Raw genomic sequence first — 21,880 nt, 5'->3', positions numbered from 1 at the left:
TATCAGCGATGACGCGGTGCGTCAGGCCGGCGTACTCTCCGCGGTGGTGGCCACCTTGGCATGGCTGCCCGCCTCGTCCGAGCGGATCGTGCCGCCGAACAGCATCTTCAGCTTGCCGCCCAGCGACAGGTCGGTTTCCCACAGTTCGGCGCTGTCGATGTCGACGCGCAGCAGCGCCAGGTTCGGGTCGTCCTTGCCGCCCGGAAACCATGCCTCCACCTGCTTGTTCCACAGCTTGTCGATCTGCGCGCGGTCATTGTCGATCCGGCCATTGCCGGACAGGCACGCGAAGAAATCATGCCCCTTCGACACGAACTGCAGCATCAGATCGCTCTTATTCGCGACGCGATTGTCCTTGCCGATGAAGAAGAACAGCGTGTCGACCTGATCCTCGTCCAGCTGCGCGGTCAGCGGTTCGCTGTGCGACGATCCGTCCGCCGGGCCGACCATGACGAACGGGCTGTCCGCCATCTTCTTCCACATGTCTTCTTTCAGCTTGCGGGGGTCGGTGTTGGCGTCCGCCATCGTCAGTCTCCTCTCGATCGGTTCGAGCGGTGAACGAGGGGAACGGGCGTTGGTTGCGCGGCGGTTATTCCCGACCTGCGCGTGTTGCCGCGGGTCGCGTCGTTCCGCATCATGCCCGGCGACGGCAATCTTGCCGTCGAAGCAGAAAGGCAGACCTATGACGTTCGCCGATCTGTGCCTGTTCCTGGGCGCCGTGTTCGCCTTTGCGACGCTGATCGTGAAGGTGATCGAGGTAAGCAGGAAGTAGGTGCACGGGCGGGGGCCGCGCTGACACGCGGTCCCCAAACGGCAAGAACCCCGGCCGCTGACACAGCCGGGGTTCGCAGAAAGGCGCCTATGACGTCGCCTGTGCCGGTATATAACCTACCGGCGGTTGCCTTTCAATTACAGGACCTCGAACAGCCCCGCCGCGCCCATGCCGCCGCCGACGCACATCGTCACGACGACATACTTCGCCCCGCGGCGCTTGCCCTCGATCAGCGCGTGGCCGGTCATCCGCGCGCCCGACATGCCGTACGGGTGGCCGATCGAGATCGCGCCGCCGTTGACGTTCAGCAGCTCGTCGGGAATGCCCAGCTTGTCGCGGCAATACAGCACCTGCACCGCGAACGCCTCGTTCAGCTCCCACAGGCCGATGTCGTCCATCTTCAGGCCGTTGCGCTCCAGCAGCTTGGGGATGGCGAAGACCGGGCCGATGCCCATCTCGTCGGGCTTGGTGCCCGCTACCGCCATGCCGACGTAGCGGCCGAGCGGGGTCAGCCCCTTGGCCGCCGCGACCTTCTCCTCCATCAGCACGCTGGCCGAGGCGCCGTCCGACAGCTGGCTGGCGTTGCCCGCGGTGATGTTGAGGTCGGGGCCGAGCACCGGCTTCAGGCTCTTCAGCCCCTCCAGCGTGGTGTCGGCGCGGTTGCCCTCGTCCTTCGACAGGGTCACTTCCTCGTAGGAGACTTCCTTGGTCTCCTTGTTGACGTTCGCCTTGGTCGCGGTGACGGCGACGATCTCGTCATCGAACTTGCCGGCGGCCTGCGCGGCGGCGGTGCGCATCTGCGAGCGATATCCGTATTCGTCCTGCGCATCGCGGCTGATGCCGTAGCGCTTGGCGACCACCTCGGCGGTCTGCAGCATCGGCATGTAGATGTCGCCGTGCATCGCCAGCAGCTCCTTGTCGGGCGCGACGCGCATTTCCGGCGTCTGCACCAGCGAGATGCTGTCGACGCCGCCGCCGATCGTCACGTCCATGCCGTCAACGACGATCTGCTTGGCCGCGGTGGCGATCGCCATCAGGCCCGAGGCGCACTGGCGGTCCAGCGACATGCCCGACACGCTGATCGGCAGGCCGGCGCGCAGCAGGCTGGTGCGTGCGATATTGCCCGCCTGATGCCCCTGCTGGAGCGCGGCGCCGAACACCACGTCGTCCACTTCCGCGCCGTCGATCTTCGCGCGCTCCACGGCGGCCTTGATCGCATGGCTGGCCAGCGTGGGGGAGGGCAGGTTGTTGAACGCCCCGCGATAGGCGCGGCCGATCGGGGTGCGGGCGGTGGAAACGATGACGGCGGAACGCATGAGCGTGGTCCTTATGATGATGCAGTGAATCGGTGGCGGCGGGCGCAGCGGATCAGACGAATACCTGCGTGATCCATTCGGCGATCATTGCGGGCTTGTCCTGGCCTTCGATCTCCACCGTCGTCTCGGTGGTGTATTGATACTGGCCGGGGCGCTTTTCCTCGAACTCGGTGATCTTCGAGCGGCCGCGCACGCGCGAATTGGACGGCACCGGCGCCAGGAAGCGTACCTTGTTGCCGCCGTAGTTGACGCCCATCTTCACCCCGTCGAGCCGGGGCGCGTCGGGCGTCTTCATCGCCAGCTGCGGCAGCAGCGACAGCGTCAGGAAACCGTGTGCGATGGTGGTGCCGAACGGCGTCAGCTTGGCGCGTTCGGGATCGACATGGATGAACTGGTGGTCGCCGGTCGCGTCGGCGAACTTGTCGATCATGTCCTGCGTCACGTCGACCCAGTCCGACAGGCTTTCCCTGCCGATGGCGGCTTTCATCTCGTCTGCGGTCACGGCCTCTCTATCCCCTCGCTGAACGGATGCGCCTCTCTAGGCCGGGGGCGGGGGGCGCCGCAAGGGTCATGCGGACCGATAGTTTGAAGATGGCGGGTTCCGTACCGTCAATCGAGCGAACCCGACTTTCTAAACGTGAAAAGGGCGCGCCGTCCGGCACGCCCTTTCCGATTCGCACGGGGTGCGTTGACGGTCAGCGGCAGCGCACCTTGCCGCGATCCACCTCGCGCCCCAGCAGTGCGCCGCCCGCGCCACCCGCCAGCGTGCCGAGCAGCCCGCCGCCCAGCACGTTGCCCAGCACCGCGCCGCCGACGCCGCCGACCACCAGCCCGGTGGTGCCGTCGTTGCGGCGGCAATAGGTGCGCCCGTCCTGACCGCGATAGATACGATCGTTGCGGCCCAGGCGACGTTCGCGATAGCGACCCTCGCGGTAACTTTCGGACGGGTTCCAGTTCCGGTCCTCGCCATGCCAGCGATAATCTCGGTCGCGACGCTGGGCATCGGCGGGGGCGACCGCCAGCGGGGCGGTGACGGTGGCAAGCATCAGTGCGGACAGCAGCGCGTTCTTCATGGCCTATTCTCCTCTGCTCGCCCTCAACGTCGTGAGCCGCGTGCAGGTTCAATGCGGCGTGTCGCCCTGCACCGCCGGATGGCCGTGCTCGGGATAGGGCATGACCAGTCGCCCGTCGGGTGCGGCGGTGAAGGTGGTCTGCGTCGGATAGGGGATGCTGATCCCTTCCTCGGCGAAGCGCCGCATGATCGCGACCAGCAGGCGGTTGCGCGTGGCGTGCGCAGTGCCCCAGTCGTCGCCGGGCGTGTCGACCTGCAGCACGAAGTCGAGGCTCGACGCGCCGAAGCTTTCGAAGCCCGCACGCGCCACCTTCGCCTGCTCCGCCTCGACCAGTTCGGTCAGCATGTCGGGCAGGCGCGCCAGCGTCTCCGGCGGGGTCTCATACGCGACGCCGATCGTGTAAGTGACGCGGACGTGGTCGCGCATCGTGGTGTTCTGGATTTCCTTGTCCAGCAGGTTGCGGTTCGAGATGATCCGCAATTCGCCGGTGAAGGCACGGATGCGTGTCGATTTCAGCCCGATCGCCTCGATCACCCCGCTGGTATTGTCGTAGCTGATCTTGTCCCCGCGCCGGAACGGCCGGTCGAAGATGATCGCCAGCGCCGCAAACAGGTCGCCGAAGATGCCCTGCGCCGCCAGGCCGATCGCGATGCCGCCGACGCCCAGCCCGGCGACCAGCCCGGTGACGTTGACCCCCAGATTGTCGAGCACGACGACCAGCGCGATCGCGAACACGGCGAAGCTGACCAGCAGGCGGATCAGCCCCATCGCGCTCATCAGCGCCTCGCCGCTGTAATGTTCGGATCGGGTGCGATGCTCGATCGCGCCCAGGATCAGCTCGCGCGCCCACACCGCCGCCTGGAAGACCGCGGCGACGGTGAACAGGAAGCTGGCGGTCTTGTCGACTTCCGGCGGGGTTGCGGCATAACCGCTGACCAGCCGCGCGGAAACCATGACGATGAAGAAGCCGCCGGTTCGCTCGATCGCGCGCCCGACGACCGCGGACCATCCCTTGCCCGACGCGCTGCGTGCCGCCAGCCGCGCACCCAGCCCGCGCAGCCAGAACAGCAGCAGCGCAATGGCGACGCCCGCGCCGATCGCGATTAGGATCTCCAGCCAGCGTTCCTGAAGCCACGTCACCGCGGAGCCGAACAGCGCGGTCATCTGGTCCCCAACGCGGCCCGTATCCAGTACAGGCGCGGCGGCCTTGGCATTGCTCATGTCAGGCGGCCTTCCGCTCGCACGCGCCGGTGGTTTCCAGGAAGGCGATCAGCCCGCGTTCGGTGCGCGTCAGATATTGCGTGGCGCGGGGCAGCCGAAGCGACTGGCGAAACGCGGCCTGCGCGGCCTTGTCCTTGCCCAGTTCGATCAGCGCGGGGTGGACATAGGATTTGCGCGCGATCGCGGGCGTGTTGCCCAGCCGTTCGACGACCGGTTCCAGCATCGCCTTCAGCCCGATCGGCGCATCGGCCTCGATCAACGCCTCGAACGCGGTGACGCTCGCGCCCCAGGTGCGGAAATGCTTGGCGGTGAATTCGCCCCCGGTCGCCTCGCGGATGTACGCATTGACGTCGGACGATGTGACGCCGTGCGCCTCGCCGTCGTCGCCGACATATTGGAACAGCTTCTGGCCCGGCAGGTCCTGACACTTCTTCACGAACCGCGCGAGGCTGCCGTCGGTGATCTTCAGCCGCCGCTGCTTGCCCGACTTGGCGCGATATTCCAGCGTCAGCGTGGTGCCGCGGATATCGGCATGGCGGTCACGCAACGTGGTCAGTCCGAAGCTCTTGTTCGTCCTGGCGTAACTCTCGTTCCCGATCCGCAGCGAGGCGATGTCGAGGAGCTTGACGATCGCGGCGACGGTGCGCTCCTTGCTGTGCGTGCGGCGCGCCAGATCCGCCTCCATCCGCGCGCGCAGCCGCGCCAGCGCCTGGCCGAACGGCGCGCACAGATCGTATTTGGCCGCTTCCTGCTGGGCGCGGAAATCCAGGTGATAGCGATATTGCTTGCGGCCCTTCTCGTCCCAGCCGACCGCCTGGATATGGCCGTGCGCGTGCGGGCAGAACCAGGCGTCAGTATAGGCGGGGGGCAGGCCGATCGCGTTCAGCCGGTCGATTTCGTCGCGGTCGGTGATGCGCGTGCCGTCGGGGGCGTGATAGGCCCATTTGCCGTGCCGCGTCTTCTTCCGGGTGATGCCCGCTTCGGTGTCATCGCAATAGCTGATCGCTCGCGCCACGCGCCCTCGCCTTTCTCCGTCTGGATGCTCCGACCAATGGTCTCGGGAAATGCGCGGGCCGTCGCTTCGTTCCGGAACGGGGCGGGGCGGGCGGGGGTTCTGCCTTCGCCCCCAGGCACCTATTCCCAGACCTACAGGAGATTTCCATGGCCGACCTGTCGCAAGCCCGCGTGCTGATGATCGCCGCCGACGGTTTCGAAACCGTGGAGCTGTTCGAGCCGAAAAAGGCGCTGGAGGATGCCGGCGCCACCGTGACGCTGGCGTCGATCAAGCGCGACCCGATCCAGGGGATGAAGGGCGATATCAACAAGGCCGAAACCGCCACCCCGGACCTGACGCTGGAGGAGGTCGACACCGGCGATTACGACGCGCTGGTCCTGCCCGGCGGCGTCGCCAACCCCGACAAGCTGCGGCTGGAGGAACGCGTACTGGAGATTGTCGAGGACTTCATGGACGACGACAAGATCGTCGCCGCCATCTGCCACGCGCCATGGGTGCTGGCCGAGGCGGAGGTGATCGACGGTCGCCGGCTGACGGGCTATCCGTCGATCCGCACCGATCTGGAGAATGCCGGCGGCGACGTGGTGGATGAGGAAGTCGTGATCGACGGCAACCTCATCACCAGCCGCAATCCCGATGACATTCCGGCGTTCAACAAGGCGATCATCGATGCGCTGTCGCAGATGGCGACCGAGGAAGCCTGACCGCCGCCTCGCCACCGCCGGTGGTTCAAATAGGGACGCGCCCCGCCCGCTTGGGTGGGGCGCGTCCTTTCGCATTATGGCATCACCCGGCGCGGCTTTCGCTGCCGGAGAGATGCCTGATGCGCCGTATCGCTGCCCTTGCCCTGACGTTCGCCGCCGCCGCATCGGCCAGCGCGCAGGCGCCGAGCGGGCGCTTCGTCGTCGGCGACCAGGTGTTCGGCACGCTGCAACAGGCTGTCGATGCGATCGGCGACGGGGAGGGGACGATCCACATCCCGCCGGGCACCTATCGCGACTGCGCGGTGCAGGAGAAAGGGCGGATCGCCTTCGTCGCGGACAAGCCGGGCAGCGTGATCTTCACGCGCGTGACGTGCGAGGACAAGGCCGCGCTGGTGCTGCGCGGACGCGGCGCGCGAGTGGAAGGGATCGTGTTCACGCATCTGGAGGTGGGCGACGGCAACGGCGCGGGCATCCGGCTGGAACACGGCAACCTGTCGGTGGTGCAGTCGATGTTCCTCGACAGCCAGTGCGGCATCCTGACCGCGGAGGACCCCTCCGCCACCATCTCGATCGACCATTCGACCTTCGCCGGGCTGGGCAAGGACCCGACCGGTAACGGCGCGCATGCGGTCTATGTCGGCGGATACGGCGCGGCGCGCGTCACCAACACGCGGTTCGAGCGCGGGCGCGGCGGCCATTACCTGAAGGTGCGCGCGCCGCGGGTCGAGATCGTCGGCAACAGCTTCGACGATACGCAGGGGCATACCACCAATTACATGATCGACCTGTCGAACGGCGCGCGCGGGCGCATCGCCGACAATGCCTTCGTGATGGGGCGCGACAAGGACAATCACTCGACGATGATTACCGTCGCACCGGAGGGGGCGCGCAACGATTCGACCGGGCTGGTGATCGAGGGCAATCGCGCGTCGCTGGCGCCGGGGGTCGATTACAAGCCGGTGTTCGTCGGCAACTGGTCGGGCGAGCAACTGGTCATCCGCGGCAACGCGCTGGGGGAGGGGATCACCACCACCGCGCGCCGCTGGTGACGGTCAGCGCAGCCGCGATCCCAGCCGCTGCGCCAGATATTCCAGGCAGGCGATCCGGCGCAGCAGCCCGCTGTCGGTGATCGCCTCCATGTGGAAGAAGCGGCGCATCGCCGGATATTCGAGGTCGATCACCCGGCCGAGATAGTCGGGCGACAGCAGCCCGCCATGTTCGTCCGCCATCGCCCCCATCCGCCGCTGGATCGCATAGCTGCGCTGGCGCAGCCACGCCGGGCGGATGCGCGACGACCATTCCTGGAACCGGTGGCGCGGTGACGGCGCACCCGCGAAGTCGTGGCCATAGGCGGACGGATAGGCCGCCAGCACCGGGTCGATCGCGGCCAGCAGCGCAGCCTCGAACCGCCCCGCCTGTTTCATCGCCACCGGCAGCGTCATCGCCTCCGTCACCACCCGATGATCCAGGAACGGCATCAGATAGGCGCCGTGGCGCGCCTCCAGGCTGATCTCGCGCCCGAACAGCGCGCGGCAGCGCACCTTGGGGTAGAGGTGCTCGACCGTCTGGCGGTCCAGCCGCTCGCGCGGGGCGGCGCCCACCGCCGCGCCGATCTTGGTCGCCACGCGCGCGATGAACGCCTCCGCATCGAACAGGTCGGTGGTGTCGGCGGGCAGGAAGCGGGCGAAGAACGTCCGCGCCACCGCATCCGCCGTCGTCGCTCGATCGGGCAGGTAGAAGAAGTCGCGGTAGATTTCGCCGCATCCGCCCGACGCCGCCAGCGCGCCATCCTGGTGCCGCTTCGCGCAGGCCGCGCTATGCCCCCCGGCATCGAAGATGTTGCCATAGGTGGGCAGCGCGTCCCACGCCTCGAACTCCGCCGCGACCTGCGCGGGAAAGGCATCGGGCGCGATCGTCACCAGCGCCTTGTTGATCCACTCGACCGCCACGCCCTCGCCCGCGCCGATCGCCTGCGCGATCGTCACGTCGTCGCTGCCCGGCGGGCCGTAGACGTAGAGGTGCGGCGCGGCCCCTTCGTGGCGCAGCGCGGCGTACAGCAGCCGCGAATCGATCCCGCCCGACAGCGGGCAGCGGATATCGTCACCGAACGCCGCGACATGCGCGCCCACGATGTCCGACAGGCGCGCGCGGGCCCGCGCGATCCGTTCCGGCATCGCCAGGCGCGCCGCATCGCGCGGCAGGGAACGGGTGACGGGGTGGAAGCGCGCGCCGTCCGGCGTCAGCTCGACGATGCGATCGGGGCCGAGCGTCGACAGCCCCTCGAACACCGTATCGTCGCCGATCGGCATGACGTTGAACGCGAATTCGTACACGCCCTGCGCACTGAACCGCACCTGCGGCAGCGCCGCGAGGGCGGCGAGCAGCGAGGTGGAGAACACCCGCGCATCGGCATCGTGGAACAGCTGGAACGCGCCGAACCAGTCGGTGAACAGGAAGCTGCGCCCGGCCCGGTGGACCAGCGCCACGAACTGCCCGCCGATCCGCGACCAGTCGAGCCGCGTCGGATCGCCCGCGTCGAGCAGCAGCGCGAGCGCCTCGGCACCCATCCTGCCGTCGACCACCAGCGTGCCGGCGACCGCGACGCGATCGTCACCGCGCACCAGCCACGTATCCGGCCCGCCGCGGATATACGGGGCGTGCAGCCCGTCCCAGCCCGCGACCGCGAAGGGCGTCGCCGTGGGGAAGCCGTGCCGCGCGAACTGCGCGGCGGCGGCATCCAGCGCGTCGGGGGCGAGGCCCGCGGCGGCATTCGCGGAGCGAAGGAACAGCCCGGCCATCGCCTATGCCCCCGCCGTCGCGGTGACCGGCGGCGGCGCGGGCCGCGCGCGCCGGACCCGCCCGGTCGCCATCATCTCGCGCCGGCGGCGCGTCGCATAGGTATCCACGCCGATCTGCGCCCCCATCATCAGGTACAGGAAGGAATTGAATGCGATCCCGACGAACGCCCCGCCCAGCAGGTAGATGAGGTGCGCGTGCTGCAACGCCCCCGCCAGCCGCCCGGCCCAGGCCAGTTCGTCGTCATCGGCACGGTGGCGGCGGCGCAGCACCTCCATCCGCCACAGCCCGGCGATCTGCAGCGCCAGCCACAGCGCCAGGCCGGGATAGCCCTGTTCGCCCAGCATCTCGAAATAGCTGGAATGATAGGCGCGGCTCTTGTCGACGGTCATGTCGCGCTTGACCGTGGTGGCCGCGCCGCTGCCCTCGACCGCGACCGTGTCGTAGCGGATGCGGTTCTGGATATAGGCGTCGAACCCGCCGCCGAACGGATGCGTCTTCGCGAACTCCCACGTCCATTTCCACACCGCCACGCGGGTGGAGGCGCTTTCGTCCGCCTGATAGGTCTTGATCGTGCCCATCCGCTCGCTGAACGATGCCGGCAGCAGCGGCACCGCCACCGCGCCGGCCAGCGCCAGCGCCGCCAGATAGACCATCCGCCGCTTGACGGTGCGCAGCGACAATATCGCCAGCAGCACGATGCACAGCAGCCCGGTGCGCGCCGACGTCCCCACCGGCATCAGCAGGCACGCGAAGCACAGCGCATAGGCGAAGGTGCGCACCCGCCAGTCGGGCGGAAAGATCGTCCCGTCGCGCGCCAGCCACAAGATGATCGGCACCAGCGCCACCGCCACCGCGGAAATGATGCTGCTTTCGTACAGGCCGGTGTTGTTCGACACCATCAGGTTCAGCTCGCCATAGCCGCCCCCGCCGGTCGCCAGCGTCTTGATCCCGCCGACGATGATGATCGTCGCGGTCGATAATGTGATGAACAGCAGCAGCGCCTCGATCCGCACGCGCGTGCGCAGCGTCAGCGGCAGGAACGCGGCGAAGGCCAGGTTCTTCCACACCCATTCCCATTTGTCCGCCGCCTGCATCGGGAAATCGGCGACCTGCGTCGTGCACCAGCAATAGGCGAGCAGCAGGAGGATCATCGCCTGGCGCACGCTGAACCGCGCGTCGCGCTTGTCGTCGGCCAGCGCCCAGCCGCCGACCGCCAGCAATACCGCGATCAGCGAGATCGGCACGCTGTTGAGCAGGTAATAGGTCAGCCGCTGCGGCGAGACAATGTCGATATAGACATACGATCCGATGAACAGAAACGGCCGCCGCATCCCCGCGCCCCACAGCGCCAGCAGGAAGCCGATGAAGAAGAGGTCACGCACGTCCGCGCCGCCCGCGCCGCGCCGCGCGCGCGCCGTCCGCACGTTCGGCCACGACCGCCGCTTCCCGATCGAGCGCGGGGGTGCGCAGCAGCCGCCACGTCGCCACCAGCATCAGGCCATGGCACAGCAGGAGCGAGAAGGTGTCGATCATCGCCGCCGGGCTTACGGCGGGGCGAGTTGACGCGGCGTTAAGTGGCGCGCGTTCATGAGGGCGGGCGATGCGCATCCTCCACGTCCTCGACCACGGCCTGCCGTTGCAGAGCGGCTATACGTTCCGCACCCGCGCGATCCTGACCGCGCAGATGGCGGCGGGGCATGACGTCGCGGCGGTGACGGGGCCGCGTTACAACCCGGCCGAGCCGCTGCGCGTGACGGTCGACGGGATCGACTTCCACCGCACGCCCGCGGCCGCGCGCGGCGGCGTGGCGGGCGAGGTGGCGGCGCTGGCGCGGCGCGTGGGGCAGGTGGCCGACGCGTTCCGCCCCGACGTGATCCACGCCCATTCGCCGGTGCTCGACGCGCTGGCGGCGCTGTGGCCCGCGCGGCGGCGCGGCATCCCGCTGCTGTACGAAATCCGCGCCTTCTGGGAGGATGCCGCGGTCGGCAACGGCACGGGGCGCGAAGGATCGGCGCGCTACCGCGCCACCAAGGCGCTGGAAAGCTGGGCGGTGGCGCGCGCCGATGCGGTGGCGGTGATCTGCAACGGGTTGCGCGGCGATCTGGTGGCGCGCGGCGTGCCTGCGGACAAGATCATGGTGTCCCCCAATGGCGTCGACCTGACGCTGTTCGGCACGCCGCCGTCGCGCGATGCGGCGCTGGCCGAGCAATGGGGGCTGGGCGACGAGGTGATCGGCTTCATCGGCAGCTTCTACGATTACGAAGGGCTGGACGATCTGATCGCGGCGATGCCCGCGCTGGGGGCGCGCCGGCCGGGCGCGCAATTGCTGCTGGTCGGCGGCGGCCCGATGGAGGGGCCGCTGCGCGCGCAGGCGGCGGCATCGCCCGCCGCGGCGCGCATCCGCTTCGTCGGGCGCGTGCCGCATCATGAGGTGGAGCGTTATTACGGGCTGGTCGACGTGCTTGCCTATCCGCGCAAGCGGATGCGGCTGACCGACCTGGTCACGCCGCTGAAACCCCTGGAGGCGATGGCGCAGGGGCGGCTGGTCGCCGCGTCCGACGTCGGCGGGCATCGCGAGCTGATTCGCGACGGCGATACCGGCACGCTGTTTGCGGCGGGCGATCCGGACGCGATCGCGGCGGCGCTGGCCGGGCTGCTGTGCGACCGGTCGGGGTGGGACGCGCGGCGCGAACGGGCGCGCGCCTTCGTCGCGGCGGAGCGCGACTGGGCGACCAACGTTCATCGCTACGATGCTGTTTACCAACGGCTTACGGGTGCTGCCTATAGCAAGCGGTCATGGTCGCGACGCTCCCCCCCAACCGGCCCGAATCGGGTCTGAACGCCACGCTGCTGCCGGTCGCGGCGATCCTTGCGGGGATCGGCGTGGCCGCCGGCATCGCCACCGCCCCTGGCGACGTGCTGAACGCCGTGGTGATGCGATCGCATCTGCCCGACTGGGTGCCCGCCGCCGCGCCGCCGATCGGCGTGACCGGGCGCACGCTGCTGGCGCTGGTCGCCGGGGCGCTGGTGATGATGGCGGGGCTGGGCGCGGCGGGGTGGTGGCGGCTGCCGCGTCGCCGGCGTGCCGATCCGCTGGTTCCCGCGATCCGCCGTGCGGATGCGCACCCCGATGCGCCGCCGCGCCGTCCGATCCGCGCCAGCGAGGATCTGGGCCAGCCGCTGCCCGACCTTCCCGAACCGGTCGAGGTGCTGCCGGTGATCGCGCGCGGCCATGCGGTGGCGGACGATGCCGACCCGATCGCGCCGGCGAACGAAACGCCGCCCGCCGCCTGGCTGTCGCCCCCGCCCGAACGCCCGCTGCCGCGCGACCTGAACCTGCCGATGAGCGTGTTCGATCCGGGTGCCGTCCCGTCCGAGCCGATGGAGGCGCCGCGCCCGCTGCCCCCGCTGGTCATGCGCGCGACCCCGGCGGCGCCGACGTCCGCCCCCGCCGATGTGGAAGCGGCCGAACCCGTGCCCCCGCCGCCGCCCCCCCCGCCGCCCGTGCGGATCGCGCCGGGGGAGCGGATGGAAAGTTTCGCGCTGCCCCCCGTTCCGCTGTCCACCACCCAGCTGGCGCAGGAATCGCTCGCCTCGCTGGTGGACCGGCTGGAACGCGGCGCCGCGCGGCGTGCGCTGCCGCTGGCCCGCCCGGCGCAGGCCGCCGCACATCTGGCGACGCTGGACGACACGCTCCAGCGGCTGCGGCGGCTTGCCGCCGGCTGACGCGCGCATCACCCGGTCGCGACGGTCAGCCCCTCGATCCGCAGGTGCGTGACCGCCCCGGCGCGGTCGCACTGCGCCAGTTTCAGCTCGGCCAGCAGGTGTCCCGGCATTGCCAGATCGTGCGTCGTCACCTGTTCCAGCCAGCGGTCGAGCGGTTCGCCCGACGGTGCGGACGCGACCAGTTCGTGGCGCTCCCCCGCGAAGGTCGCGCTGTGCCAGGCGGCGCGGCGGTGCCGCTCCACCGACAGCGACGCGCCGGCCAGCGCGGCGGAACGCGCCAGCGCGCGATCGAACGGCGCGGGCCTCATTGCTGGCGCGCCGTGATGATCGCTTCCACCCGCGCGCGCACCCGCGGCCCCGGCTCGCGCCCGCGACGCATGTCGAGCACCAGCCGCGGGTCGTTGACCGCCCGCCGTCCGAAGGTGGTCGCGGCGACCCCGGTGCGCCGCAGATAGCGTTCGATATCCCATAACAACGACATGGCCGACTCCCGACTCCAACCGTGTTCTTGAAATGTTCTCCATTTTCCAACTTGTCGAGGAAATTTCCTGCGCGTAGGGTGCGCCGGTGAGCGACACCCCACAGCAGGCGCTGGAGCACGCGGCGCGCGCGCGCGGGGTCAGCCTGTCGGCGCTGTCGCGGATGCTGGGGCGCAACGTGGCGTATCTGCAGCAGTTCGTCGGGCGCGGATCGCCGCGGCGGTTGCCGGAGCGCGAACGCCGCTTGCTCGCCGATTTCCTGGGGCTGGACGAACGCGTGCTCGGCGCGCCGGAGCCGGTGGCGGCGGACGTGCCGGTGCCGCGCCGCGCGGTCAGCGCCGCGGCGGGGGCGGGGCGCGAGCCGGCGGACGAGCGCGCGCTGCGTGACGAGCCGCTGCCGCGCGCGTGGCTGCGCGCGCACGGCGTCACGCCGGGTCAGGCGTCGCTGATCGACGTGACCGGCGATTCGATGGCGCCGACCCTGCTCGACGGCGACCGGTTGCTGGTGAACGAGGGCGACCGCACGGTGCCGCCGGGCGGCGCGGTGTTCGTGATCCGCGTCGACGACGGCGTGGCGGTGAAGCGCGTGCGGCGCAGCGGTGCGACGATCGAGATCGTCAGCGACAATCCCGCCTACCCAGCGCTGGTCCGCCCGGCGGCGGAGGTGACGGTGATCGGGCGCGCGCGGCTGCTGCTGCGCGATCTGTAGCGCGCGTTACAGTCGCGCGTTGCGCCACCACATCGCGACTGCGATCGCGGCGCCGATCGCCAGCCCGGTGAGGAAGCCGATCGACGGCTGCCGCGCGACCAGGCCGCCGATCGTGCCGAGAAGCGCGCCCAGCGCGACGAAGATGCCGCCGGCGGCGGGGGTGCGGGAAGGGGGACGGGCCATGACCGCGCCCAGATGCCACGGCCGGCGGCGGTGCGCCAGTGCGGCGACGGGCAGGGGTGATGCGATGCCGTGTGCGCGGTGGGGCGTGCCGGCCGCGCGCCCTTGCGCCCGCGCGGGCTGTTTTGGCCCCTTCTGCTGGCCCGCGGCACCGGCTAGACGATGGTGATGGAGCCGGACGCGGGGCGGCGTGGCGCGGTGCTGCGCGTCACGACCGGCATGATGATCGCACAGCTGACGATCGTGGGTTGCGCCGCTGCGGCACAGGTGCCCGCGGCGGCGCAACCTCTGTCGCCGGCGTCGTCGGCCCCGCCGGCGACCGGCGGGATGGAGATCGACCCCGATTCGCCGCTGGCGCCGCTGCCCGATATCGGCGTCGACTGGCCCGAACTGCCGGTGCAGCCGGCCGCATCCTCCGTCCCCGCCGCGACCCAGCGGTCGGTGGCGGCGAGCACGCGCTACGACTGGCGGATCGACGGGATCGACGGCGTCGCCTCGCCGCTGCTGCGCGACCGGTTCCGCGAATTGTCGGTGCTGGCGGGCAATGCGGGCAAGGAGGCGAACGCCGCGCAGCTCGACCGGCGCGCGCGGCAGGATGCCGAACTGCTGCTGACGCTGCTGAAGGGGGAGGGATATTACGACGCGGTGGTGACGACGGGGGTGGAGACCGCCGATCGCCGCCCGATGATCGTGCTGATCGCCGCTCCGGGCGCACAATACCGCTTTTCGGGCGTCACGCTGGCGGGGGTGGAGCAGGCGGGGGCGAAGGCGGACGCGCTGGACAAGGCGTTCGCGGTGGGGGCCGGCGATGCCGTCAACGCCGATGCCGTCGCCGAGGCAACCGCGAATCTGCGCGTTCGTGCCGGAGAGGAAGGGTTTCCGTTCGCCACGGTGGGGGAGCCGGACGTGGTGGTCGATCGCGCGGCGCGTACCGCGACGCTGCGACTGGACGTCGCGCCCGGTACCGCCCGCCGCTTCGGCACGATCACCGCCAATGCGGACAACCGCGTGTTCGATGCAGCGCACGTGCAGGAGATCGCGCGCTTCCGCCCCGGTCAGCCGTACGAGGCATCGCAGGTCGACGACCTGCGCCGCGCGCTGATCCAGACCGGGCTGGTCGCCACCGCGGACGTGACGCCGGTACCCGGTGCGACCCCCGACACCGTCGACATCGCCGTGCGCCTGTCGCCCGCGCCGCCGCGCACCGTGGCTGGCGAGCTGGGCTATGGCACGGGCGAGGGCGCGCGGGCGGAAGTCAGCTGGACGCACCGCAACCTGTTCCCGCCCGAAGGCGCGCTGACGCTGCGCGGCGTGCTGGGCACCGGCGAGCAGCTGGGGCAGATCACCTATCGTCGCAACAATTTCCGCGGGCGCGACCGCGTGCTGACCGGCCAGTTCGCGATCGCGCACCTGCTGCGCGATGCCTATGAGGCGAACACGCTGTCGCTGTCGGCGACGCTGGAGCAGCAGACGACGATCTTCTTCCAGAAGGCGTGGACCTGGTCGCTCGGCGGGGAGCTGGTCGCCACCGACGAACGCGACGTGGACGCGTCCACCGGCCAGCCGCGGCGGCGCACCTTCCTGATCGGCGCGCTGCCGACCAGCCTGGGGTATGACGGGTCGGACGATCTGCTGAACCCGACGCGCGGTTTCCGGCTGTCGGGGCGCGCCAGCCCCGAACTGTCACTGCAGGGATCGGTGTTCGGCTATACCCGCGTGCAGCTGGACGCCAGCGCCTACCAGCCGCTAACCAGCCGCGCGATCGTCGCCGGACGCATTCGGCTGGGCACGATCCTGGGCGCGCCGCGCGACCAGATCGCGCCGTCGCGGCGCTTCTATGCCGGTGGCGGCGCGTCGGTGCGCGGCTACGGATTCCAGTCGATCGGCCCGCGCGATCCCAACAACGATCCGATCGGCGGGCGCAGCCTGGCCGAATTCGCGATCGAGGCGCGGGTGAAGGCGTTCGGCAATTTCGGTGTCGTGCCGTTCCTGGACGGCGGCAACATCTACACCGGCGGCGCGCCCGATTTCAGCGGCTTCCGCTACGGCGCCGGGCTGGGCGTGCGTTATTATTCCAGCTTCGGGCCGATCCGCGTCGACGTCGGCACCCCGCTGAACCCGCAGCCGGGCGACAGCCGGATCGCGGTGTACGTGTCGCTGGGGCAGGCGTTTTGAGGCGGGCGGGCCGGATCGCGCTGGCGATCGTCGCGGTGCTGGCGGCGCTGGTCGTCGCGATCGGCATCGGCATCGACACCGACGTCGGGCACCGGCTGGTCGCCGACCGGATCAACGCGCTGGCGCCCGCCAACGGGCTGCGCTTCCGCGTCGGGCGGATCGACGGGTCGCTGTACGGGCGCGCGCAGCTGGTCGACGTGCGGATGTACGATCCGCAGGGGCTGGTGCTGACGGTGCCGCGCGCCGCGCTCGACTGGCGGCCGTGGTCGTGGTGGGACGACCGGCTGGAGATCCGCAGCCTGGACGTGCCGCTGGCGGTGCTGGCGCGGCTGCCCAGGACGCGCGACACCGGGCGCAGCGGGCCGATCCTGCCGCGGTTCGACATCGTCATCGGGCGGCTGGCGATCGACCGGCTGGTGCTGGGGCGCGCCGTCACCGGCACGGCGCGCAGCGGGCGCGTGCGCGGCGCCGCCGACATTCGCGACGGCCATGCGGTGGTCCGCCTGGCCGCGGCGGTCGCGGGCAGCGACACGCTGGCGTTGCGGATCGATTCGCGCCCCGACGACGGACGGTTCGATATCGACGCGCAGGCGCGCGGCATCGCCGGCGGGCTGTTGTCGCGGATCACCGGGGCGGGCGACGCGGTGTCGCTCGACATCGGCGGGGATGGCGGCTGGCGCGCGTGGCAGGGGCGTGCGGTGGCGCAGGTGGGGACGACGCGGATCGCCGATCTGGCGCTGTCGAACCGCAGCGGCGACTATACATTGGTCGGCACGCTGGAGCCGCAGCGCATCACCAGGGGCAAGCTGAAATCGCTGACCGCGCCGCGCGTCACCGTCAACGGCGGGGCGACCTTCGCGAACCGGCGGCTCGACGGGCAATTGTCGCTGCGCTCCGCCGCGCTGGCGGTGGAGGCGCGCGGCGTCGTCGATCTGGCACGCAGCGCGTTCGGCAATGTGAAGCTGGAGGCGCGGCTGCTCCGCCCGGAGGCGCTGTTCCGCAACATGCGCGCCACCGACATGCGGCTGCGCGCGATCCTGGACGGCAATTTCCGCGCCTTCCGCTTCGACTATCGCATCACCGCGCCGCGCTTTTCGTTCGACGATACCGGGTTCGAACAGGCGCGCGCGGCGGGGCGCGGGCGCTGGTCGAACAGCCCGGTGGCGGTGCCGGTGCGCTTCACCGCGGCGCGCGTGACCGGGGTGGGCGACGTGGCGGGCGGCATCCTGCGCAACCTGTCGCTGGACGGCGTGCTGCGCGTCACCGCGCGGATGGTGACCGGCGACGATCTGGCGCTGCGATCCGACAAGCTGACCGGGCGCATCGGGCTGCAGCTGGACCTGCGCACCGGGCAATATGACATCGGCCTGACCGGCGCGCTGGGCCGCTATCTGATCCCGGGGCTGGGGGTGGTCGATGTCCAGTCGCGGCTGCGCGTCGTCCCCGGCGCGGGGGCCAAGGGCACGCGCGTGGTCGGGCGCGGCACCGCGCAGATGGTGCGGCTGGACAACGCCTTCTTCCGGTCGCTGGCGGGCGGGCTGCCGCGGATCGACACCGGGCTGGAGCGGACTCCCGACGGTATCCTGCATTTCACCGGATTGACGCTGACCGCGCCCGATATCCGGCTGGCGGGCAACGGCTATCGCCGCCGCGACGGCACGTTCCATTTCGAGGGCGCCGGGCGGCAGCGCAGCTATGGCCCGGTGCAGCTGGTGCTGGACGGCCGGATCGAGAAGCCGACGGTCGACCTGGTGTTCCAGCGCCCCAACGACACGCTGGGGCTGCGCGACGTGCGCGCGCATCTGGACCCGAACCCGGCGGGCTTCGCGTTCGTCGCCGGGGGCGGATCGCGGCTGGGGCCGTTCACCGGCGCGGGGCAGATCGTGCTGCCGCCGGGCGGCGGGCAGGCGCGGATCGACGTCGCGCGGCTGGACGTCAGTGGGACGCGCGCGACCGGCGCGCTGGATATCGTGCCGGGCGGGTTCCGCGGACGGATGGCGATCGCGGGCGGCGGGCTGTCGGGCGCGCTCGATCTGGCGCCGGTGGGCGATGTGCAGCGGATCGCGGGGCGGATCGTCGCGCGCGGCGCGCGCATCGGCACGGGCGCGACGGTGCGGCAGGCAACGCTGGATTTTACCACTCTGCTCGACCCCGCCGGCGCGCGGACGGAGGCGACGGTGACCGGTACGGGCCTGCGCCAGGGAGCGCTGTCGCTGGCGCGTTTTGCCGGCAACGTGCGGCTGACGGGGGAGACGGGCGAGGTGCGCGCGTCGATCGCCGGATCGCGCGGCGTCGGTTTCCAGATCCAGACCGTCGCGCAGCTGGCGCCCGATGGCTGGACGGTTCGCGCGCAGGGGACGCTGGGTCAGCGCCCGATCCGGCTGGAGACGCCCGCGGTGCTGCGCCGTGATGGCGACACCTGGGTGCTGGCGCCGACGCGGCTGACCTTCGCGGGGGGTGAGGCGACGCTGGCCGGGCGCTTCGGCGACGGCGATGTGGCGGTGACCGGCAAGCTCGGCAACCTGCCGCTGGCGGTGCTCGACATCGGTTATGCCGGGCTGGGGCTGGGCGGCAATGCCAGCGGGACGTTCGATCTGACCGCGCGCGGCGACGCGCCGCCCACGGGCCGCGTCGACCTGACCGTGCGCGGGCTGACGCGCTCGGGGCTGCTCACCTCCTCGGCGCCGATCGACCTGGCGGTGGCGGGCGTGCTGACCCCGGCGCAGGCGGGGGTGCGGCTGGTGATGGCGTCGGGCGGGCGCGTCGTCGGCCGCGCGCAGGCGCTGCTGAAGCCGCTGGCGGGCGGGGGCGACCCGATCGATCGACTGACGCGCGCCGGACTGTTCGCGCAGCTGCGCTACAGTGGCCCCGCGGAAACCCTGTGGCCGCTGACGCGGGTCGAGCTGTTCGACCTGTCCGGCCCGGTGGCGATCGCGGCGGACGTCAGTGGGACGCTCGCCGCCCCGCAGCTGCGCGGCGTGGTGCGGTCCAGCAATGCGCGCATCCAGAGCAGCGTGACCGGCACCGTGCTCAGCAACATCCGCGCCGAGGGGCGGTTCGCCGGATCGCGGTTGCAGGTGCAGAGCTTCGCCGCCGATGCCGGCGCGCGCGGCGGCAAGGTCAGCGGCACCGGCGCGTTCGATTTCGGTGCAGCGAACGGCGTCGCGCTGGACCTGCGCATGAATGCCGACCGCGCGGTGATGATCGACCGCGACGATATCGGCGCGACCGTCACCGGGCCGCTGGCGTTCACCTCCGATGGCGACGGCGGGGTCATCAGCGGCAACGTGCGGCTCGACGCGGCGCGCTATCGCCTTGGGCAGGCGAGTGCGGTCAGCGCGTTGCCGCGATTGAACGTGCGCGAGATCAACGTGCCCGACGGCGCAGGGCCGGAGGACGACGATGCCGCCGCGCCGTGGCGGCTGGCGATCCATGCCAAGGCGCCCGGCGGGCTGATGGTGTCCGGGCTGGGGCTGCGCAGCGAATGGTCGACCGAGGTCGATATCGCGGGCACGCCGACCAACCCGGCGATCACCGGCCGCGCCGACCTGGTGCGCGGCGATTACGAATTCGCGGGCCGCCAGTTCGAATTGTCGCGCGGCGTCATCCGCTTCGCCGGGGAAGTGCCCGCCAATCCCGCGCTGGATATCGAGGCGAACGCCAACACCACCGGGCTGAACGCGACGATCCGCGTGACGGGCGTCGCGGCGAAGCCGGAGATCGCGTTTGCCAGCACGCCCGCGCTGCCGCAGGACGAACTGCTCAGCCGGCTGCTGTTCGGCACGTCGATCACCAAATTGTCCGCGCCGGAGGCGTTGCAGCTGGCCGCGGCGGTGGCCGCATTGCAGAACGGCGGCAACGGCCTCAACCCGATCAACGCGGTGCGCCGCGCCGCCGGGCTGGACCGGCTGCGCATCCTGCCCGCCGATCCCCAGACCGGGCAGGGCACGTCGATCGCGGCGGGCAAGTTCGTGACGCGGCGGCTGTATGCGGAGATCATCACCGACGGTCAGGGCTATTCCGCGACGCGCGTGGAATTCCAGGTGACGCGCTGGCTGTCGCTGCTGTCGTCGATCTCGACGCTGGGGCGGCAGAGCGCCAACGTGCGCGTGTCGCGGGATTATTGAGGGGGAAGCGTATCGACTTTCCCGCTCCGTCACCCGGCGGAGGCGGGACCTTCGCACACCCCACGCCGGCATGACGGACCGTGAGGCGGAGACGTTTGAAACATGACGTGGGCGACCGGCGCGGCATTCCCGCGCCGGTCGCCGTTCACATCCTCAGGCCGGCGCGCCGACGATCGTCTTGACTTCCATGAAGTCGGTCAGGCCGTACTTGCCGTTTTCGCGGCCGTTGCCCGACTGCTTGTAGCCGCCGAACGGCGCGGCGATGTCGGGCGACCAGCTGTTGATCGTGACCAGCCCGGCGCGCAGCCGCGGCGCGACCTCGGCGGCCTTCGCCGGATCGCCGGAGATGGTCGCCGACAGGCCGTATTCGGTGTCGTTGGCGACGCGCACCGCCTCTTCCAGGTCGCCGTAGCTGGTGATCGTGGCGACCGGGCCGAACGTCTCCTCCCGCGCGATACGCATGTCGGGGGTGACGTCGGTGAACAGCGTCGGCTGGATGAAGAAGCCCGAATTGCGCCCGTCCGGGCGGCCCGGGCCGCCGGTGACCAGCGTCGCGCCTTCGTCGATCGCCGACTGGATCAGTCCCTGGATCTTCTCATATTGCGCCTTGTTGACGACCGGGCCGATGTGCTGGCCATCCTCCAGCGGGTTGCCGACCTTGGTCTGCTCCATCATCGACTTCACGATCTGCGTCGCGTCGGCGACCTGGCTGTCGTGGACCAGCAGGCGCGTCGGCGCGATGCAGCTCTGCCCCGAATTGGCCAGCACGCCCGCCACCGTCGGCGGCAGCACGGTGCCCAGGTCCGCGCCCTCCAGCACCAGGTTCGGCGCCTTGCCGCCCAGTTCCTGATGGACGCGCTTCACCGTCGTCGCCGCGGCCTGCGCCACCGCCACGCCCGCGCGGGTCGATCCGGTGAAGCTGACCATGTCGACGCCGCGGTGCGACGACAGCGCCGCCCCCACGCCCGGCCCGTCGCCGTTGACGAGGTTGAACACCCCCGCCGGTACGCCCGCGGCGTCGAGGATCTCCGCCAGGATCGCGGCGCAGCCCGGCGCCTCCTCCGACGGCTTCAGGATCATCGTGTCGCCCGCCGCCAGCGCCGGCGCGACCTTCGCGCAGATCTGGTTCAGCGGCCAGTTCCACGGCGTGATCATCGCCACGACGCCCAGCGGTTCGTGCACGACCTTCGCCTTGCCCACCGTCTCCTCGAACACGAAGCTGTCGAGCGCCTTCATCGTGGTGGCGAAATGCGCAAGGCCGGTCGGCGCCTGCGCGGCCATCGCCAGCCCCATCGGCGCGCCCATTTCCTGCGCCATCGACTTGGCCAGGTCGGGGATGCGCTTCTTATATTCCTCGATGATGCGCGCCAGCAGCGCCTTGCGCTCGTCCACGCTCGACTGCGACCAGCTTTCGAAGGCGGTGCGCGCCGCAGCGACCGCCGCATCCACGTCCGCGGCGGTGCCCAGCGTGATTTCGGTGCACGGCTGTTCGGTGGCCGGGTCGATCACTTCATGGCGGCGACCGCCCTGGCTCTCCACCCACGCGCCGTTGATGTAATGCTTCAGGTAGCTCTGCATCATCGC

20 protein-coding genes are annotated in these 21,880 nt (G+C 70.6%); 7 read left to right on the top strand and 13 right to left on the bottom strand.

From position 1 onward, the window contains the following. Positions 1-21 precede the first annotated feature (21 nt). The 6 genes from COA07_RS06525 to COA07_RS06500 all read right to left on the bottom strand — a co-directional run bounded on the left by COA07_RS06525 (position 22) and on the right by COA07_RS06500 (position 5,397). A complete protein-coding gene (locus COA07_RS06525) occupies positions 22-525 on the bottom strand; it encodes a pyridoxamine 5'-phosphate oxidase family protein (protein ID WP_066710046.1) in 504 nt (167 codons plus the stop codon). 384 nt (positions 526-909) lie between these two features. Next, positions 910-2,088, bottom strand: a complete 1,179-nt coding sequence (locus tag COA07_RS06520; protein ID WP_066710043.1) for an acetyl-CoA C-acyltransferase — start codon at positions 2,086-2,088, stop codon at positions 910-912. A gap of 52 nt (positions 2,089-2,140) precedes the next feature. After that, positions 2,141-2,575, bottom strand: a complete 435-nt coding sequence (locus COA07_RS06515) for a MaoC family dehydratase (protein WP_066710040.1) — start codon at positions 2,573-2,575, stop codon at positions 2,141-2,143. 208 nt (positions 2,576-2,783) lie between these two features. Further along, on the bottom strand, positions 2,784-3,161 hold the full coding sequence (locus COA07_RS06510) for a glycine zipper 2TM domain-containing protein (protein ID WP_066710037.1): 378 nt from the start codon (positions 3,159-3,161) through the stop codon (positions 2,784-2,786). Between the two features lie 48 nt (positions 3,162-3,209). Beyond that, positions 3,210-4,382 (bottom strand): mechanosensitive ion channel family protein, encoded by a 1,173-nt coding sequence (locus COA07_RS06505; protein ID WP_066710033.1) that lies wholly within the window; start codon positions 4,380-4,382, stop codon positions 3,210-3,212. Position 4,383: 1 nt separating this feature from the next. Beyond that, positions 4,384-5,397 (bottom strand): DNA topoisomerase IB, encoded by a 1,014-nt coding sequence (locus tag COA07_RS06500; protein ID WP_066710030.1) that lies wholly within the window; start codon positions 5,395-5,397, stop codon positions 4,384-4,386. 146 nt (positions 5,398-5,543) lie between these two features. Here COA07_RS06500 and COA07_RS06495 point away from each other — a divergent pair, with 146 nt between their 5' ends. Together COA07_RS06495 and COA07_RS06490 are read left to right on the top strand one after the other, a co-directional pair. Beyond that, on the top strand, positions 5,544-6,101 hold the full coding sequence (locus COA07_RS06495) for a type 1 glutamine amidotransferase domain-containing protein (RefSeq protein ID WP_066710027.1): 558 nt from the start codon (positions 5,544-5,546) through the stop codon (positions 6,099-6,101). A 119-nt stretch (positions 6,102-6,220) separates the two neighbouring features. Beyond that, a complete protein-coding gene (locus COA07_RS06490; RefSeq protein WP_066710024.1) occupies positions 6,221-7,150 on the top strand; it encodes a right-handed parallel beta-helix repeat-containing protein in 930 nt (309 codons plus the stop codon). A 3-nt stretch (positions 7,151-7,153) separates the two neighbouring features. On the opposite strand, the gene COA07_RS06485 is transcribed toward COA07_RS06490, so the two are convergent. Genes COA07_RS06485 through COA07_RS18225 form a run of 3 tightly spaced genes read right to left on the bottom strand, consistent with a single transcriptional unit; the run spans position 7,154 to position 10,433 of the window. Continuing rightward, positions 7,154-8,899: an asparagine synthetase B family protein gene (locus COA07_RS06485; RefSeq protein WP_066710021.1), complete on the bottom strand. Its 1,746-nt coding sequence runs from the start codon at positions 8,897-8,899 to the stop codon at positions 7,154-7,156. Between the two features lie 3 nt (positions 8,900-8,902). Next, positions 8,903-10,282, bottom strand: coding sequence for a putative O-glycosylation ligase, exosortase A system-associated (locus COA07_RS06480; RefSeq protein WP_066710056.1), 1,380 nt, complete (start codon positions 10,280-10,282; stop codon positions 8,903-8,905). Then, complete coding sequence (locus COA07_RS18225; protein WP_169803513.1) at positions 10,275-10,433, bottom strand: hypothetical protein; 159 nt, start codon at positions 10,431-10,433, stop codon at positions 10,275-10,277. Before COA07_RS18225 ends, COA07_RS06480 begins: the two co-directional genes overlap by 8 nt. A gap of 67 nt (positions 10,434-10,500) precedes the next feature. On the opposite strand from COA07_RS18225, the gene COA07_RS06475 reads away from it, so the two are divergent. After that, positions 10,501-11,739 (top strand): TIGR04063 family PEP-CTERM/XrtA system glycosyltransferase, encoded by a 1,239-nt coding sequence (locus COA07_RS06475; RefSeq protein ID WP_096640643.1) that lies wholly within the window; start codon positions 10,501-10,503, stop codon positions 11,737-11,739. Next, positions 11,697-12,626: a hypothetical protein gene (locus COA07_RS06470; RefSeq protein ID WP_096640641.1), complete on the top strand. Its 930-nt coding sequence runs from the start codon at positions 11,697-11,699 to the stop codon at positions 12,624-12,626. Before COA07_RS06475 ends, COA07_RS06470 begins: the two co-directional genes overlap by 43 nt. 8 nt (positions 12,627-12,634) lie before the next feature. On the opposite strand, the gene COA07_RS06465 is transcribed toward COA07_RS06470, so the two are convergent. Then, a complete protein-coding gene (locus COA07_RS06465) occupies positions 12,635-12,934 on the bottom strand; it encodes a hypothetical protein (RefSeq protein WP_096640640.1) in 300 nt (99 codons plus the stop codon). Continuing rightward, positions 12,931-13,107 (bottom strand): hypothetical protein, encoded by a 177-nt coding sequence (locus COA07_RS18220; protein WP_169924222.1) that lies wholly within the window; start codon positions 13,105-13,107, stop codon positions 12,931-12,933. The genes COA07_RS06465 and COA07_RS18220 overlap by 4 nt, the downstream gene beginning before the upstream one ends. 86 nt (positions 13,108-13,193) lie before the next feature. On the opposite strand from COA07_RS18220, the gene COA07_RS06460 reads away from it, so the two are divergent. Continuing rightward, on the top strand, positions 13,194-13,814 hold the full coding sequence (locus tag COA07_RS06460; protein WP_096640639.1) for a S24 family peptidase: 621 nt from the start codon (positions 13,194-13,196) through the stop codon (positions 13,812-13,814). A 6-nt stretch (positions 13,815-13,820) separates the two neighbouring features. On the opposite strand, the gene COA07_RS18215 is transcribed toward COA07_RS06460, so the two are convergent. After that, positions 13,821-13,997, bottom strand: a complete 177-nt coding sequence (locus COA07_RS18215) for a hypothetical protein (RefSeq protein ID WP_169803595.1) — start codon at positions 13,995-13,997, stop codon at positions 13,821-13,823. 165 nt (positions 13,998-14,162) lie between these two features. On the opposite strand from COA07_RS18215, the gene COA07_RS06455 reads away from it, so the two are divergent. Beyond that, positions 14,163-16,169, top strand: coding sequence for an autotransporter assembly complex protein TamA (locus COA07_RS06455; RefSeq protein WP_066713242.1), 2,007 nt, complete (start codon positions 14,163-14,165; stop codon positions 16,167-16,169). Beyond that, a complete protein-coding gene (locus COA07_RS06450) occupies positions 16,166-20,296 on the top strand; it encodes a translocation/assembly module TamB domain-containing protein (protein ID WP_211280946.1) in 4,131 nt (1,376 codons plus the stop codon). Before COA07_RS06455 ends, COA07_RS06450 begins: the two co-directional genes overlap by 4 nt. Before the next feature lie 153 nt (positions 20,297-20,449). Here the strand turns inward: COA07_RS06450 and COA07_RS06445 are convergent, their stop codons facing one another. Then, on the bottom strand, positions 20,450-21,874 hold the full coding sequence (locus COA07_RS06445; RefSeq protein WP_066711809.1) for an aldehyde dehydrogenase family protein: 1,425 nt from the start codon (positions 21,872-21,874) through the stop codon (positions 20,450-20,452). Positions 21,875-21,880 lie beyond the last annotated feature (6 nt).

This window comes from Sphingomonas adhaesiva (genome assembly GCF_002374855.1).
Lineage (GTDB): Bacteria > Pseudomonadota > Alphaproteobacteria > Sphingomonadales > Sphingomonadaceae > Sphingomonas > Sphingomonas adhaesiva.
Note: the sequence above shows the minus strand (reverse complement) of the source record. Positions and strands in the feature narration are given on the sequence as shown.

Excerpts from the sequence above, each read along its gene's own strand:
- COA07_RS18225 (WP_169803513.1), bottom strand. The coding sequence starts at position 10,433 with ATGATCGACACCTTCTCGCTCCTGCTGTGCCATGGCCTGATGCTGGTG.
- COA07_RS06510 (WP_066710037.1), bottom strand. The coding sequence starts at position 3,161 with ATGAAGAACGCGCTGCTGTCCGCACTGATGCTTGCCACCGTCACCGCC.
- COA07_RS06490 (WP_066710024.1), top strand. The coding sequence starts at position 6,221 with ATGCGCCGTATCGCTGCCCTTGCCCTGACGTTCGCCGCCGCCGCATCG.
- COA07_RS18220 (WP_169924222.1), bottom strand. The coding sequence starts at position 13,107 with ATGTCGTTGTTATGGGATATCGAACGCTATCTGCGGCGCACCGGGGTC.
- COA07_RS06475 (WP_096640643.1), top strand. The coding sequence starts at position 10,501 with ATGCGCATCCTCCACGTCCTCGACCACGGCCTGCCGTTGCAGAGCGGC.
- COA07_RS06485 (WP_066710021.1), bottom strand. The coding sequence starts at position 8,899 with ATGGCCGGGCTGTTCCTTCGCTCCGCGAATGCCGCCGCGGGCCTCGCC.
- COA07_RS18215 (WP_169803595.1), bottom strand. The coding sequence starts at position 13,997 with ATGGCCCGTCCCCCTTCCCGCACCCCCGCCGCCGGCGGCATCTTCGTC.
- COA07_RS06515 (WP_066710040.1), bottom strand. The coding sequence starts at position 2,575 with ATGAAAGCCGCCATCGGCAGGGAAAGCCTGTCGGACTGGGTCGACGTG.
- COA07_RS06495 (WP_066710027.1), top strand. The coding sequence starts at position 5,544 with ATGGCCGACCTGTCGCAAGCCCGCGTGCTGATGATCGCCGCCGACGGT.
- COA07_RS06505 (WP_066710033.1), bottom strand. The coding sequence starts at position 4,382 with ATGAGCAATGCCAAGGCCGCCGCGCCTGTACTGGATACGGGCCGCGTT.
- COA07_RS06465 (WP_096640640.1), bottom strand. The coding sequence starts at position 12,934 with ATGAGGCCCGCGCCGTTCGATCGCGCGCTGGCGCGTTCCGCCGCGCTG.
- COA07_RS06455 (WP_066713242.1), top strand. The coding sequence starts at position 14,163 with ATGGAGCCGGACGCGGGGCGGCGTGGCGCGGTGCTGCGCGTCACGACC.
- COA07_RS06445 (WP_066711809.1), bottom strand. The coding sequence starts at position 21,874 with ATGCAGAGCTACCTGAAGCATTACATCAACGGCGCGTGGGTGGAGAGC.
- COA07_RS06470 (WP_096640641.1), top strand. The coding sequence starts at position 11,697 with ATGGTCGCGACGCTCCCCCCCAACCGGCCCGAATCGGGTCTGAACGCC.
- COA07_RS06520 (WP_066710043.1), bottom strand. The coding sequence starts at position 2,088 with ATGCGTTCCGCCGTCATCGTTTCCACCGCCCGCACCCCGATCGGCCGC.
- COA07_RS06525 (WP_066710046.1), bottom strand. The coding sequence starts at position 525 with ATGGCGGACGCCAACACCGACCCCCGCAAGCTGAAAGAAGACATGTGG.